Source organism: Nocardia sp. NPDC003269 (assembly GCF_042888005.1).
Taxonomy (GTDB): domain Bacteria; phylum Actinomycetota; class Actinomycetes; order Mycobacteriales; family Mycobacteriaceae; genus Nocardia.
In genome coordinates this window covers 1,424,351-1,438,165 of the sequence record NZ_JBIAPA010000001.1, presented here as the reverse complement: position 1 = coordinate 1,438,165, position 13,815 = coordinate 1,424,351, and the positions used below count along the sequence as shown (strand labels likewise).

The window sequence follows — 13,815 nt, the reverse complement described above, 5'->3', positions numbered from 1 at the left end:
TCAGCGCAGGGCGCTCAGCGCGGCTCGCCAGCCCAGCAGGAACAGGGCCAGTACACAGCTCGCGACGATGATGAAGCTCACCGCCACCCCCTGACCGCTGACCGCGCGCAGCACCATCCCGCCGACCAGGGTGCCGAGCCAGATCAGGATGCCGCTGGGCCACAGCACCGTCGCGTCGAAGCGGGTGCCGCGGGCGACCAGCACTGCCAGCGCCCAGCCGATCAGCAAGCCGATCGCGAAGGGCCACACCGTTTTCACGAGACCGGCGATGACCGCTTCGTCGTGACTGCGCCTGCCGATCGCGCAGAAAACGATCACCAACAGGGCATCAGCGGCGAACGGCGCGAACTTCTTCACCCGAGCAGCCTAACCGTTCGTGATCTTCATCGAGCCCGCGCCGAGCCCCACTGATCAGTGCACACTCTGTGCGTGCAGCCGCGCTACGGCTCGGGCGACGCCAGCGATTTCAGCAGGACGGCGGCCAGCCGCGAGGTCGCGTCGCCGCTGTCGGCGTCGGCGATGTGCACCGCGAAGACCAGGTCGCCCATGGTGGCCAGCAGCCAGCCGTCGGGGCCGCCGGTCGCCGCGAAGGCGGTGACATCCCGGAAGCCACGCAGCGCAGCGGTTTCCGGCTTGCCGATGCCCTCCATCATCAGGCCGCGCAGCCGGTCGACCGCGGGCTGGGTGAGCGCGGGCACCGGCGTGTCGGTGGTGCTCGGCTTGCCGTTCTCGATCATCGGCGGCACCACCGAACCGCGCGAGATCGCGGCGGCGGCGATCGCCATGCCGAAGGGACTGACCAGCACCGCGTCCGACCCGGCGCCCTGCCGGACCTGCTCGGTGCTGCGGCCGGGGGCGCTGATCCGCCCGGTCACCTCGTCGAGCCCGTGCACCTTGAAGTCGACGCCGACGCCGAGCGCGGTGGCCGCCTCCGCGGCCTCCTGCACCGAGACATCCTGCGGCGCTTTGTTCTTCGCGGCCGCGGCGACGGTACGGAACAGTTCCATGGTGCCGCCGGCCGGGTACAGCCCGGTGAACGCGATCGGGCCCTTCTCGGTGGCGTAGCTGTTCTGCGCGACGGCCACCACCGCGCCGGTCGACGGCTGGATCGCGACCACCGAGGCGGGCGTGCCGACGCTGACCACCGCGTCCTCGGCCGCGCGCTGCAGGCGCTGGTCCATGGTCGCGGAGATGTCGGGCCCGGCCGGGCCCTGGTAACCGGCGACCTGGTTGACGAACCGGCCGTCGGCCTCGAAGATCTGCACGCCCCAGCCGGAGGTGGTCTCCTGGCTGTCCTTCCACACCTCGCGCAGCGCGTCCAGCATCGGCGACCAGGTGCGGCGATCGGCGGAGATCAGCTTGGGCTGCTTCTCCATCACCACGCCGGGCACCCGCGCCATCCGCGGTTCCAGGATCGCGAAATCGCCCTCGCGCAGATTCACCGCGACGACCGGCTGACCCTGCGACGCGGCCAGCTGCTGCATCAGCGACGGCCCGGTGATCAGCGGCGCGACCGGTTCGATCGCGTCGGCGAGCGCGTTCGTCGACCCCACCAGGTCGCCGGTGCGGCTCGGATCGATCTTGATGACATTGATCGTCTGCTCGGTCATCAACAGCTCACCGGGCAGATCGACCACGCGCGGCGGCGGCTTGGCGGTGGTCCGCACCAGCTTGACGGTGCGATTGTTGGCCAGCTGCGGCATCACGACGGCCGGGTCCCAGGAGATCCGCCAGCCGATCGCGAGCTTGCGGACGGTGCCCTGCAGTGTGTAGGTCCAGTCCTTGTGCTCGCCGAAGTTCCAGGCGACCTCCATGCTGAAGATCGCCGACTGCCGGTCGAGGTCGATGACCTGGCTCGGCTCGTAGTCGACCTTGCCGGTCGCCAGACCCTCGAACATTTGCTTCATGGTTGCCGAAGCGGCGGCGGGGTACGAGGTCAGGTCGGCGGCTTTGGTGTAATCCTGCGCGTCCAGCAGATCGGTGAACCGCTGGACAACCGACTCCGACTCACTCGGCTTCCCACCCACTCCGCACGAGCACAGCGCGATGGCGAGGGTCGCAACCCCCGCGATCGCCATTGCGCCCCGTGCGCGAAAGCGGCGGGATCCCCACACATCCATATCGCCCACTCTTCACTCTTGCCACTCCGGTAACAAATCCACCGTACCGGAAGTTGACCCGTCTCCGATGCCCCGGTAACACGGGACGCTACCCGACCTCAGCACCTAGATTGTGCCCGAAATCTCGCCCCGATGAGGGTCTGATTTCGAACCTCGCCCAGCCAGTGGCAACATCTGGCGCGCTAACCGTACCGACCGGCGCGCCGAGTTGTGCGGATCTCGCATTGTCCGGCGATTCAACGTCGGGGTACCCAGCCCGGCCGGCGCTCAACCCAACGCCCCCGACCCGGGCCGACCGGGAACACTCGCGTTCACGCAGAGCATAAACCGCTACGCATATATCGGCGTAATCTTGTAATCATCGCAACGTGCGCAACAGAGATAGCAGGTGATTTCCATGCGGAACGCCCATCGCGAACGCGGATTCGGCCGACCCGGCGGTTGGCAGCAAGCAGACCTGCCCGACCCGGCCGACGCCGCCGACTGGTTCGCCGGACGATTGCCCGACGACTGGTTCACCGGCCCGCCCGAGATCGAGATCGACCGTGACGAGATCGTGGTCGTCGGCGAACTGCCGGTGCCACAGCCCAAGTCGGCCGACGCCGACGCGCCGCCGGTCTCGGCGGCCACGAAAGAGGGAGCGCTGGCCCGCTTCCGCGAGTCCACCCGCCCGGCCAGGATGCGGATCGCCGACGAGGCCCAGCGCCGCTACGGGCGCAGCGTCGCCTGGGGCGTGCAGGTCGACGGCGAGCGAATCCTGTTCACCCACCTCGCGGTTCCGGTGATGACGCGGCTTCGGCAGCCCGAGCGCCAGGTCCTCGACACCCTGATCGACGCGGGCGTGGCCCGTTCCCGCGCCGACGCGCTGGCCTGGACGGTGAAACTGGCGGGCAAGCACGCGGAGTCCTGGCTCGCGGAACTCCGCGAGGCCATGCGCAAGGTCGACGACCTGCGCTCGGAGGGCCCGACCGGCCTGTGAATTAAGGTGGCCTGCATGGCAGACACCGTGCAGGCCACCGGCCCGATCCTCGTGCTCAACGGGCCGAACCTGAACATGCTCGGCACCCGCCAGCCCGAGATCTACGGCGCCGACACCCTCGACGACGTCATCGCCCTGTGCGAACGGACGGCCGCCCGGTTCGGGCGCGAGGTCGTGACGTTCCAGTCCAATCACGAAGGCGCGCTGATCGACCGGATCCAGCAGGCCCGCGGCGAGGTGTCGGCCATCGTGATCAATCCCGGCGGCCTGACCCACACCTCGGTCGCGCTGCGCGACGCCCTGGTGATCCCCGAGGTGCCGATCGTCGAGGTGCACATCAGCAATGTGCACGCCCGCGAGGAATTCCGGCACCACTCGTTCGTGTCCCCGATCGCCACCGCGGTCATCGCGGGCCTCGGCATCCAGGGCTACGCCGCGGCCATCGAGTTCTTGAGCAAAGACTAGGCCAGCCGGAAAACCGGGAACCCCGGTGCGATAGCGGCGAGTTCGGCATCGGTCGCGTTCTTGTCGACGCCCTCGAAGAACTTGCCGACCTCCCAGCCCCACTTCTCCAGGTAGAGGCGCAGCAGCGGGACCTTGTCGGCATCGGCGATCTCGGTGGCCGTGAAGGATTCGACCTTGCGGCCCAGCCGCAGTTCACCGTCGCCCGCGACGCGCAGGTTGCGCACCCACTGGGTGTGCCCGCGCGGGGCGACCAGGTAGCGCGCGCCGTCGGCGGCGGTCATCACGTTGACCATGGTGGTGCGCCATTCGCCGCTCTTGCGACCGCGCACGGCCAGCAGCCGCGAGCCCATGACGCTGATCCCCAGCTTGGGCAGCAGGTTCGCGATCTTGTTCATGATCGGGTCGAAGCCGGTGGGGCCGAGGTAGCGGGTCGCGTTGTCCATCTTGATCACTCCTGAACTGTGAGCACTGCTCTCTGTTGAGTACAAGCATGCGCGCTCGGCGGCGACATGTCAAGAGCACTGCTCTCACTTTCCGAAATGCCCGATTCGGCCGAAGTATTGCCGCGATGAAATGTAGTACGTATGCTACATCTCATCGAAGGTTAATGACTGGGAGGACTCATGACTTCGAGTAACAGCGTTGTGCTCGACGTGCGACAACTTCGGATGCGCTACGACGACACCGACGTCCTGCACGATGTGACATTTCAGGCCGCTCGCGGCGAAGTACTCGTCATGCTCGGGCCCAACGGCGCGGGCAAGACCACCACGATCGAGATCCTCGAGGGGTTTCGCAGGAGGTCGGCCGGCCGGGTCGACGTGCTGGGGACCGATCCCGAACACGGTGACGAACAGTGGCGCGCGCGCATCGGCGTCGTGCTGCAGTCGTGGCGTGACCACGCCAAATGGCGTGTGCGCGAACTACTTCAGCATCTCGGCTCGTATTACGTGCCCTATGCCACCGCGCGCACCCCACGGCCGTGGGACATCGATGAGCTCATCGAGCTGGTCGGCCTGACCGACCACGCGAACGCCAAGATCTCCACCCTGTCGGGCGGTCAGCGCCGCAGGCTGGACGTGGCGATCGGCATCGTCGGCAAGCCCGACCTGCTGTTCATGGACGAGCCGACGGCGGGCTTCGATCCGGCCGCGCGCCGCGACTTCCACGACCTGGTGCACCGGCTGGCCGATCTGGAGGACACCACGGTGCTGCTCACCACGCACGACCTGGACGAGGCGGAGAAACTGGCCGACCGGCTGCTGATCCTGGCAGGCGGCCGGATCATCGCCGACGGCTCGCCCGACGAGCTGTCGCGCTCGGTGGCGGGCGAGGCCCAGGTGAGCTGGACCGTGGACGGTCAGCGATTCGTGCACACCACCACCGAGTCGACCAAGTACGTGCACGAACTGTTCAAACAGCACGGCGAGGCCATCGGCGATCTGGAAGTCCGCCGGGCCTCCCTGGAGGACACCTACATGGCCCTGGTCCGCCGCGCCGAATCCGGCGACGCGGGCGCGCCGGTGCGCACTCTCGCGGAGGTCACCCGATGAACGTCACCGCCATTCGCGCCGGTCTCGCCCGCGGCGGGATCGAATTGCGCCAGCTCTACACCAACGCCCCCGATCTGATCGGGCAGTTCCTCACCCCGGCGCTCTCGCTCGCGGTGCTGTTCCTGCTGCGGAACAAGATGTACGGCGAGAGCGGGCTGTCGGTCGCCGAGCTGGCCGTGCCCGGTCTGCTCGGCGCCATCATCGCGTTCAACGGCCTGTACGCGATCCTCAATGTGCTCGTCCTCGACCGCGAGGACGGCACGCTGCTGCGGGCCAAGGCCGTGCCCAAGGGCCTCAGCGGCTACTTCGTCGGCAGGATCACGGCGGGCGCGGGCGCGGTGCTCGCGCAGGTGGTTATCGTGCTCGGTGTGGGCATGGTGATCATCGGCGGTTCCTCGCTGACCGACGCGGGCGCGATCGCGACCTTCGCCGGGATACTGGCGCTCGGTCTGCTGGCCGTGCTGCCCTTGGGCACGATCCTGGGCAGCCTGCTCGACAGCCGCTCGTCGTTCCTGCTGACGATCCCGCTGATGGGCCTGGTCGCCATCTCCGGCATCTTCTATCCGATCACCGCGCTGCCGGGCTGGCTGCAAGCCGTCGGACAGGTGTTCCCGATGTACTGGCTCGGCCTCGGCATGCGCTCGGCGCTGCTGCCCGCCGACGCCGTCGCCGTCGAACTCGGCCAGTCCTGGCGGCACCTGGAAACCGTTGCGGTGCTGGGCCTCTGGGCGGCGGCCGGGTTGCTGATCGCGCCGGTCGTCCTGCGCCGGATGGCGGCGCGCGAATCCGGCTCGGCGATGGCGGCGCGCAGGGACAAGGCGATGCAGCGTGCCTTCTGAGGTCATCTACAACCGCATCGCGATGCTGCGCGCCGAGCGCGGCATCTCGCGGCGGGACCTGGCCGAGGCGCTGGGTGTGCACTACCAGACCGTCGGCTACCTCGAGCGGGGCGAATACAGCCCCAGCCTGCATCTCGCCCTGCGGATCGCGGCCTATTTCGAGGTGGCGGTCGAGGTGGTGTTCGCCACCGAACCGTTCCCCCGGCTCGGCGCCGAGACCGCCTGACCACCCGAACCGTCCGGTGCCCGCGGGCCCGGACGGTTCCGGCGTGTCCGGCTCAGGCCGCGCCGCGGATCAGCTCGAAGGTCGACACCGGCTTGCCCGCCGCCTCGCTGGCCTCGACCGCCCTGCGCCAGTACGACTGGGCCAGGTGCGAGAAGCCCGCGTCGACCCCGACCTCCTCGCTGGCGTCGATGATGTGCTGCGCACCGGCCACCATCATCTTCAGCGAGGCCAGATCGGCCCAGCCGCCGTTCTGGTTGGCCACCGAGAACTCCTCCATGAAGTACGGGTAGGCCTGGCTGGACCGGATCGCGAACGGCACGAACTGCGCGATGTCGTGGCCGGACTTCGCGATCATCGCGGTGGCCTGGTCGAAGGCCAGCAACCAGGGGTGGAAGGTGATCAGCAGCGCCTGGTAGAAGACCTGCGCCAGGCCGTCGTCGGCGCCCAGGTACTCCTGCGGGCTGAGCGGGCGCAGCAACTCGGCGTGCGCGTCGAACACCTCCTGCGGACCGCTGTAGAAGATGTAGGACGCGGGGTGCTCGATATTGTCGCCCGCCGACATCACCCCGCCGGAGAGGAACTGCGCGCCCCGCTCGCGCACCCAAGCCGCACCGGCCCTCGCCTTCTCCGGCGAGTCCGAGGACAGGTTGGCGATCACCTTGCCCGCCAGGGCTTCCGGCGCCTGCCCGAGCACGTCGTACATGGCGGCGTAGTGGGTCAGGCTCAGGACCGACACCTCGTTGGCGGCCAGCGCCTCGGCGACGGTGGCGGCGCGCTTCGCGCCGAGCGCGACCATCGCGTCGACCTTGTCGGTGCTGCGGTTCCACACGGTGACCTCGACGCCGGCCGCCAGGAAGGCGCGGACCATGGCCTGGCCCATCGGGCCGAGGCCGAGGACGGAGACGGAGCGGGTGGACTGTTCGGACATCTGATGCCCCTTCGGTTCTCGATGGTTCGATGGTTCGGCGCCGGAATCCATGGTGGTCGGCGCGGGTATCGTCGGGAAGACCGAACGTCGGGGTGTGGTTGCTTACCCCGAGGTCCGAAATACGGTCGGAAGGGGTGCACCAACGATGAACAGTGACGCAGATCACGATGTGTGCGGCATGAGCCTGGCGATCGACGTCGTCGGCGGCAAGTGGAAACTGCACCTGATGTGGGTGCTGGGCGCGGGCCCGCAGCGGTTCGGGCAGATCCGGCGGATGCTCGACGGGGTGAGCGAGAAGGTGCTCACCGAGAACCTGCGCCAGCTGGAAGCCGCGGGCGTGGTGCACCGGGAGATCTACCCGGAGATCCCGCCGCGCGTCGAGTACTCGCTGACCACCCTGGGCGACACCCTGCGGCTCGCGCTGGAACCCCTGGAGGCCTGGGGCGACACCAATCGCGCCACGCTCGCCGCGAACACCCGCCCGAGCGCGCCCGTGGTCACCGCGGTCGGGCTGTAGCGGGTCTCACCAGCGGTCGAGCGCGATCCGTTCGCCGATGCGTTCGAGCAGCGCGGCCGCGTTCGCGATCGATCGCGCCGGGTTCGGTTCGAGGTCGGCCAGGGCGTAGCAGCCGGCGAACCCGGCGGCCCGGATCTCCCCGGGCGACAGCATCGTCCGGCCCACCGCGGCGACCACCGGCACCCCGGCCGCCTTGGCCGCGGCGGCCACCCCGACCGGCGCCTTGCCGTGCATGCTCTGGTGATCCAGCGACCCCTCACCGGTGACCACCAGGTTCGCCCCGGCCACCAGCGCCGGGAATTCCAGCAGCTCGAGCAGCACATCGATGCCGGGGCGGACCTGCGCGCCGAGCACGGCCAGCGCGCCGAACCCGGTACCGCCCGCAGCGCCGGCACCGCCGATCTCGGCGTAGCCGGTGCCGAGGACGGCGGCCCAATTCGTCAGCGCTGCTTCGAGATTCACCATCCGGCAGGCGTCGGCGCCCTTCTGCGGCGCGTAGACGGCCACCGCGCCCGCTGGCCCGAGCAGCGGGTTGTCCACATCGCAGGCCAGCGTGAACCGCGCCTGCGCGATGGCCGGATGCAGCGCGGCGCGATCGACCGACACCACCCGGCTCAGCAGTGCGACGACATCGAATCCGGCGGCGTCACCGCGCAATTCGCGACCGTCACGATCGAGCAGGCGCAGGCCGAGCGCCTGTAGGAACCCCGCGCCGCCGTCGGTGGACGCGCTACCGCCGAGCCCGAGGACGATCTCGCGGGCGCCGTGGTCGAGCGCGTGCGCGACCACCACCCCGAGACCGAACGTGTTGGCCCGGATCGGCTCCAACCGGCCGCCGGGGAGTTTGACCAGGCCGACCGCCGCGGCCAGCTCGACCACCGCGGTGTCGCCGTGCACGGCGTAGACCGCGGTCGACGGCTCCCCGGTCGGGCCGGGTGCCGGGACGACGACGCGCTGCCAGCCCGCGGCGGCGAACGCGTCGACCATGCCGTCGCCGCCGTCGGCGACCGGCACACAGCGCACGTCGACGGACGGCGCGGCCCGGCGGATCCCGGCCGCCAGCGCGATGGCGACTTCGGGCGCGGTGAGAGAACCCTTGAACTTGTCGGGAGCGAGCACCACACGTGCGGTCATCCCGACATTGTCCGGGCTCGGACCGAAACCCGCCATACACAGACGCCACCGTCGAATGTCGCGGACCGGGGTAGTTTCGACGCATGGCGACCGAGGTCCGCAACAACGCCGCGCTCGAGCGGTTCGAACTCACCGCCGACGGGGTACCCGCCGGCTATATCGAGTACCAGGACACCGGGGCCGAGCGCGCCCTCGTGCACACCGAGATCCATCCCCGCTTCGAGGGCCAGGGCCTGGCCAACGTGCTCACCCAGGCCGCGCTGGACGCCAGCCGCGCCGAGGGGTTCGGCGTGCTGCCGCTGTGCCCGGTGGTCCTGCACTTCGTCAAGACCCACCCGGCCTACATCTCGCTGGTGCCGCAGCGGGCGCGGGAACTGTTCGGGCTGCCTCAGTAGCTCGCGACGGCGGCGTCGACCGCCAGTTGCAGTTCGTCCTTGACCGTGCGGGCGATGTCGGCGGGCCGCTGCGGGAGCTCCAGCACCGGCTCCCGGAAGTAGAACCGGGCGGAGACGACCTCCGCGGCGGTCGGCTCGACCTTCGGGTCGGGCCGCGGCCCGTAACTCATCGCCAGGGCGACCAGCGCCGGTGGCGCGTCCAGCTTGGCCGCGCGGAAAGCGATATGACCGATCCCGCTGCCGACGGACTGCACCGTCGCCGGGTCGACGTCGTTGCAGGTGCCCTCGGGGAAGATCGCCAGGTGATCACCGGCGGCCAGGCGCTGCGCGCAGACATCCATCATGCGCTGCCCCGCGGCGTTGACGGCCCTGATGCCGTGGTCCTTGCCACGGAACACCGGGATGCCGCCCATCATGTCGACCTTGCGGCGCTGCTCGGGATCGACGAACAGTTCGTCCTTGGCCAGCACCCGCACCCGGCCGATCTTGCGGCGCAGCGGTGAGCGCCACGCCGTCGCGGCGACGGTGTACGGATCGCTGGTGGAGAGGTGATTGATCGCGAAGATCACCGGGCGCCCACTGCGCACCAGCGCCTTCAGCCGCTGCTCGGCGCCGTCGGCGAAGGCCACCCGCGGACGGAACCGCCGGGCCAGCACGGCATAGGACGCCAGCGCCTGCCAGCGGTTCTGCTGATGTCGCTGGTAGTAGTCGTACACGGCGTCACTGTTTTCGAGAAGGACCTCGGGCGAGTGCATGCCGCGACCCTACCGGGCGGGCCCGCGGCCGGTCGGACCAGAAAATTTCCGGTGCGTGGCGGTCTGCGGGGAGCGCGCGACACCGGTCCAATGCGATGATGACTCGGTGGCACGCGGAGACGACCCGGACGAGCGACGGACTCGCGACGGGCACGGCGACGACCGGCGGCACGGGCAACCGGCGGTGGGCGTCCGCGCGGGCAACCTGCTGGTGTCGGCGATCGACCTGGTGGAACCGACTTTCCGGCGGACCGTGGTGTACGTCATCGAGCACAACGACGCGGGCAGCCTCGGCGTGGTGCTGAACCGGCCGAGCGAGACCCCGGTCCTCGACGTCCTGCCCGCCTGGGCCGAGCTGGCCGCCCAGCCCACCGACCTCTACATCGGCGGGCCGGTCAAACGCGACGCGGCCCTGTGCCTGGGCACCCTGCGCACCGGCGCCGACATCTCCGAGGTGCGTGGCCTGCGCCGGGTCGACGGCCGGGTGGTGCTGGTCGACCTGGACGCCGATCCGGCCGAGATCGGCCCGCTGGTCGAGGGCATCCGGATCTTCGCCGGGTACGCGGGCTGGTCGATGGGCCAGCTCGACGGCGAACTCGACAACGACGACTGGATCGTGGTCTCGGCGCTGCCGTCGGATCCGCTGGCCACCGACCGGCACGATCTGTGGGCGAGCGTGCTGCGCCGCCAGCCGCTGCCGCTGTCCTTGCTCGCGACGCACCCGATTGAACTCGAACGCAACTGATCCCGTTACTCCTTCGACAGATCAGGAGTGACACCATGAATATCGACGAGCAGTGATCCGGACCGCCGATGGACGACGGTCGCGACGAACTGATGCGCGCGCTCTACGCCGAGCACGCTCCCGCGCTGTGGCGCTTCACCCTGGGCCTGGTGCGCGATCCCGGCCGGGCCGAGGACATCGTGCAGGAGACGCTGCTGCGGGCCTGGCAGCGGCCCGCGGTGCTGGAGCAGACCGAGACCTCACCGCGCGCGTGGCTGTTCACCGTGGCCCGTAATCTAGCCGTCGACGAACACCGCAGCGCGCGACATCGCCGGGAGTTCGGCACCGACACACCGCCGGAGCAGGTGAGTCCCGACCAGTCCGACCGGGCGCTGGACGGCTGGCTCGTCGCCGACGCGCTCAGCACGCTGAGCCAGGATCATCGCGAGGTGATCGTGCGGGCCTACTACCGCGGTCTGGGCATGCAGCAGATCGCCGACGAGCTGGGCATTCCGCCGGGCACGGTGAAGTCGCGGCTGCACTACGGCATGCGCGCCATGCGCTTGGCCTTACAGGAGATGGGGGTGACGAACCGATGACCGATCTCTTCGACGAGTACAGCACCTGGGACGCCGCCTACGTCCTCGGCTCCCTGGGCGCCGACGAGCGCCGCGAGTACGAGACGCACCTGCACGACTGCCCGCACTGCACCGAAGCGGTCGCCGACCTGGCGGGCATGCCGGGCATGCTCGCGCTGGTCGATCGCGACACCGCGCTGTCGATGATCGAGGCCACCGACCCCACCGCCGCCCCGGCCCCCGACCTGCTCCCCTCGCTGGCCGCCGCGGCCGAGAAGCGACGGCGGCGCAATCGCTGGATCGGGATCGGCAGCGCGGTCGCGGCCGCCGCGGCCGCCGTGGCGATCGCCATCCCGGTGACGGTCACCGTCGCCCGCTCGGACGCCCCGGCCGAACAGGTCGTCGCCGCCCAGCAGATGCGGGCGGTGGAGCAGACACCGGTCAGCGCCGAGGTGAAGCTGGTGCGCGACGGCGATCGCACCCGCCTGGTGATGACCTGCCGCTACGCGCCGAGCAGCTACGGCTCCGGCTACAGCTGGACCTACGGCCTGGTCGTCACCGCGGGCGAGCAGCGCTTCGAACTCGACCAGTGGCCCGCGGGCCCCGGCACCGAGCTCACCGTCGACCGCACCATCGACGCGCCCCCCGAGTCGATCAGCAAGGTCGAGATCACCTCGATCAACTCGGGCCGCACGATCCTGGAAGCCCAGATCTGAGCACACGCGAAAGCCCCGGAGGGAATCCCTCCGGGGCCTCGCGACGTGAACTCAGCTCTGCTTGCTGAAGATGGACTTCGACCAGAGGTAGCCGCCACCGGCGATCACGGCGCACCAGCCCAGCGAGACCCAGCCGTTGACGCCGATCTCGGTGCCCATCAGCAGCCCGCGCAGGGTCTCGGTGATGGGGGTGAAGGGCTGGTACTCGGCGAACTGGCGCAGGCCGACCGGCATGGTGTCGGTGGCGACGAGGCCGCTGCCGAGGAACGGCATCATCACGATGGGAAACGGTGCGTTGCTCGCGCTTTCGGGGTTGGGCGAGAGCAGGCCGAGCGCGATGGCGAGCCAGGTGAAGGCGAAGGTCACCAGGGTGAGCAGACCGAAGGCGGCCACCCATTCGACCAGGTTCGCGTTGGGCCGGAAGCCGATCAGCAGCGCGACACCGGTCATCACGGCCATGCCGCCCAGCGCCTGGATGAGCGCGCCGAACACGTGCCCGGTGAGCATCGAGGACTGCGAGATCGCCATCACCCGAAAGCGATTCACGATGCCCTTGCTCTTGTCGGTGGCGATCGAGACGGCCACCGACACCGTCATGTACGCGGGCAGCAACAGCAGCATGCCCGGCGCCAGGTAGTCGATGTACTCGCCGCCGGAGGACTTCTCCAGTGCCCCGCCGAAGACGTAGTTGAACACCAGCAGCAGCACGGTCGGCATGATCAGGATGCCGAAGACCATGCTCGGGTAGCGCTTGGCGTGGATGATGTTGCGCCGCAACATGGTCATGGTGTCGGCGAAGGCGTGCTTGTTCGCCACGGTGGTGGTGCTCATGCGAGGGACTCCTGCTCGGTGGTGGCGCGGCTGTTGTCATGGGGCAGGAGCTGGCGGCCTGCGTGGTCACGCTCCGCTTCCGCCTCCGGCCGCTGAGCGCTCCTGCCCGTGAGGGTGAGGAAGACGTCGTCGAGGTTCGGGGTGTGCACGGAGATGCCGCCCGCTTCGATGTTCTCGGCATCGAGCAGGTCGAGCACCGCGCGCAGCGAGCGCACGCCGCCGTCGCTGGGGACTGCGAGGGTGAGACCGTCGCCCGCGTCGAGCACCCGCGCGGAGGGGCCGAGCGCGTACTGCGCGGCGGCCAGGGCCCGCTGATCGGCGAAGTCGATGCGGATGTGCCCGCCGGGGATCAGCCGCTTCAGTTCCGCCGCGGTGCCCTCGGCGACGATGCGGCCCTGGTCGAGCACCGCGATGCGGTCGGCCAGCTGATCGGCTTCCTCGAGGTACTGGGTGGTGAGGAAGACGGTGACGCCGAGGTCGTCGACCAGGCCGCGGATGATGTCCCAGATGGCGCGGCGGCTGCGCGGGTCGAGGCCGGTGGTCGGCTCGTCGAGGAAGATCACCCGCGGATTGCCGACCAGGGTCATGGCCAGGTCGAGCCTGCGGGTCATGCCGCCGGAGTAGGTACTGGCCGGCTTGTCGGCGGCCTCGACCAGGTCGAAGCGCTCGAGCAGCTCGGTGGCCAGGCTGCGGGTGTCGCGCCGGGGCAGGTGGTTGAGATCGCCCATCATGTGCAGGTTCTCGCGGCCGGTGAGCAGTTCGTCGACGGCGGCGAACTGTCCGGTGACGCCGATCAGCTCGCGGACGCCGTCGCGTTCGGTCACCACATCGTGGCCGCCGACGGCGATCTCGCCGCCGTCGGCGCGGATGAGCGTGGTGAGGATCTGCACCGTGGTGGTCTTACCCGCGCCGTTGGGGCCGAGCAGGGAGAAGATCGTGCCCTCGGCGACGGTGAGGTCGATGCCGTCGAGGACCGTGTGCTCGCCGTAGGCCTTGCGCAGGCCCCGAGCCGTGATGGCCGAGTTGACCATGGTCATCCCTTTCCAGAGAATTTC

The 13,815-nt window shown here is 69.6% G+C and carries 18 protein-coding genes; 10 read left to right on the top strand and 8 right to left on the bottom strand.

Going from position 1 to position 13,815, the window contains the following annotated elements; translation table 11 throughout:
* Both ACFYWJ_RS06595 and ACFYWJ_RS06590 read right to left on the bottom strand, forming a co-directional pair.
* Window positions 1–357: a DUF3054 domain-containing protein gene (locus ACFYWJ_RS06595; protein ID WP_355275010.1), complete on the bottom strand. Its 357-nt coding sequence runs from the start codon at window positions 355–357 to the stop codon at window positions 1–3.
* An 83-nt stretch (window positions 358–440) separates the two neighbouring features.
* A complete protein-coding gene (locus ACFYWJ_RS06590) occupies window positions 441–2,078 on the bottom strand; it encodes an NTF2-like N-terminal transpeptidase domain-containing protein (RefSeq protein ID WP_355275013.1) in 1,638 nt (545 codons plus the stop codon).
* A 439-nt stretch (window positions 2,079–2,517) separates the two neighbouring features.
* Here ACFYWJ_RS06590 and ACFYWJ_RS06585 point away from each other — a divergent pair, with 439 nt between their 5' ends.
* Window positions 2,518–3,099, top strand: coding sequence for a hypothetical protein (locus tag ACFYWJ_RS06585; protein WP_355275014.1), 582 nt, complete (start codon window positions 2,518–2,520; stop codon window positions 3,097–3,099).
* Between the two features lie 15 nt (window positions 3,100–3,114).
* Complete coding sequence (gene aroQ / locus ACFYWJ_RS06580) at window positions 3,115–3,564, top strand: type II 3-dehydroquinate dehydratase (RefSeq protein WP_355275016.1); 450 nt, start codon at window positions 3,115–3,117, stop codon at window positions 3,562–3,564.
* Here aroQ and ACFYWJ_RS06575 read toward each other — a convergent pair.
* Window positions 3,561–4,007: a nitroreductase family deazaflavin-dependent oxidoreductase gene (locus ACFYWJ_RS06575; protein ID WP_355275426.1), complete on the bottom strand. Its 447-nt coding sequence runs from the start codon at window positions 4,005–4,007 to the stop codon at window positions 3,561–3,563. The genes aroQ and ACFYWJ_RS06575 overlap by 4 nt on opposite strands.
* A gap of 180 nt (window positions 4,008–4,187) precedes the next feature.
* Here ACFYWJ_RS06575 and ACFYWJ_RS06570 point away from each other — a divergent pair, with 180 nt between their 5' ends.
* The 3 genes from ACFYWJ_RS06570 to ACFYWJ_RS06560 are packed head-to-tail and all read left to right on the top strand — an operon-like array spanning window position 4,188 to window position 6,182.
* Entirely contained in the window at window positions 4,188–5,117 is a 930-nt protein-coding gene (locus ACFYWJ_RS06570; protein WP_355275018.1) for an ABC transporter ATP-binding protein, read from the top strand.
* Complete coding sequence (locus tag ACFYWJ_RS06565; RefSeq protein WP_355275020.1) at window positions 5,114–5,956, top strand: ABC transporter permease; 843 nt, start codon at window positions 5,114–5,116, stop codon at window positions 5,954–5,956. Before ACFYWJ_RS06570 ends, ACFYWJ_RS06565 begins: the two co-directional genes overlap by 4 nt.
* The gene (locus ACFYWJ_RS06560; protein WP_232995771.1) at window positions 5,946–6,182 is read left to right on the top strand and encodes a helix-turn-helix transcriptional regulator; all 237 of its coding nucleotides are present in this window, start codon (window positions 5,946–5,948) and stop codon (window positions 6,180–6,182) included. The genes ACFYWJ_RS06565 and ACFYWJ_RS06560 overlap by 11 nt, the downstream gene beginning before the upstream one ends.
* A 52-nt stretch (window positions 6,183–6,234) precedes the next feature.
* On the opposite strand, the gene ACFYWJ_RS06555 is transcribed toward ACFYWJ_RS06560, so the two are convergent.
* Entirely contained in the window at window positions 6,235–7,161 is a 927-nt protein-coding gene (locus ACFYWJ_RS06555; protein WP_355275022.1) for an NAD(P)-binding domain-containing protein, read from the bottom strand.
* 94 nt (window positions 7,162–7,255) lie between these two features.
* Here ACFYWJ_RS06555 and ACFYWJ_RS06550 point away from each other — a divergent pair, with 94 nt between their 5' ends.
* The gene (locus ACFYWJ_RS06550) at window positions 7,256–7,627 is read left to right on the top strand and encodes a helix-turn-helix domain-containing protein (protein WP_355275024.1); all 372 of its coding nucleotides are present in this window, start codon (window positions 7,256–7,258) and stop codon (window positions 7,625–7,627) included.
* 6 nt (window positions 7,628–7,633) lie between these two features.
* Here ACFYWJ_RS06550 and ACFYWJ_RS06545 read toward each other — a convergent pair whose 3' ends face one another.
* Complete coding sequence (locus ACFYWJ_RS06545) at window positions 7,634–8,761, bottom strand: glycerate kinase (RefSeq protein ID WP_355275026.1); 1,128 nt, start codon at window positions 8,759–8,761, stop codon at window positions 7,634–7,636.
* Between the two features lie 83 nt (window positions 8,762–8,844).
* On the opposite strand from ACFYWJ_RS06545, the gene ACFYWJ_RS06540 reads away from it, so the two are divergent.
* Window positions 8,845–9,156, top strand: coding sequence for a GNAT family N-acetyltransferase (locus ACFYWJ_RS06540; protein ID WP_355275028.1), 312 nt, complete (start codon window positions 8,845–8,847; stop codon window positions 9,154–9,156).
* On the opposite strand, the gene ACFYWJ_RS06535 is transcribed toward ACFYWJ_RS06540, so the two are convergent.
* Window positions 9,150–9,911 carry a 1-acyl-sn-glycerol-3-phosphate acyltransferase gene (locus tag ACFYWJ_RS06535; protein WP_355275030.1) on the bottom strand — a complete coding sequence of 254 codons (762 nt, stop codon included), beginning with the start codon at window positions 9,909–9,911 and terminating at the stop codon, window positions 9,150–9,152. The genes ACFYWJ_RS06540 and ACFYWJ_RS06535 overlap by 7 nt on opposite strands.
* A gap of 106 nt (window positions 9,912–10,017) precedes the next feature.
* On the opposite strand from ACFYWJ_RS06535, the gene ACFYWJ_RS06530 reads away from it, so the two are divergent.
* From ACFYWJ_RS06530 to ACFYWJ_RS06520, 3 genes are all read left to right on the top strand, one after another.
* Entirely contained in the window at window positions 10,018–10,656 is a 639-nt protein-coding gene (locus tag ACFYWJ_RS06530; RefSeq protein WP_355275032.1) for a YqgE/AlgH family protein, read from the top strand.
* Between the two features lie 68 nt (window positions 10,657–10,724).
* Window positions 10,725–11,234, top strand: coding sequence for a sigma-70 family RNA polymerase sigma factor (locus ACFYWJ_RS06525; RefSeq protein WP_218718536.1), 510 nt, complete (start codon window positions 10,725–10,727; stop codon window positions 11,232–11,234).
* Entirely contained in the window at window positions 11,231–11,929 is a 699-nt protein-coding gene (locus ACFYWJ_RS06520; protein WP_355275033.1) for a zf-HC2 domain-containing protein, read from the top strand. Before ACFYWJ_RS06525 ends, ACFYWJ_RS06520 begins: the two co-directional genes overlap by 4 nt.
* Before the next feature lie 51 nt (window positions 11,930–11,980).
* Here the strand turns inward: ACFYWJ_RS06520 and ACFYWJ_RS06515 are convergent, their stop codons facing one another.
* Complete coding sequence (locus ACFYWJ_RS06515) at window positions 11,981–12,760, bottom strand: ABC transporter permease (RefSeq protein ID WP_355275035.1); 780 nt, start codon at window positions 12,758–12,760, stop codon at window positions 11,981–11,983.
* Window positions 12,757–13,791: an ATP-binding cassette domain-containing protein gene (locus ACFYWJ_RS06510; RefSeq protein WP_355275428.1), complete on the bottom strand. Its 1,035-nt coding sequence runs from the start codon at window positions 13,789–13,791 to the stop codon at window positions 12,757–12,759. Before ACFYWJ_RS06510 ends, ACFYWJ_RS06515 begins: the two co-directional genes overlap by 4 nt.
* Window positions 13,792–13,815 lie beyond the last annotated feature (24 nt).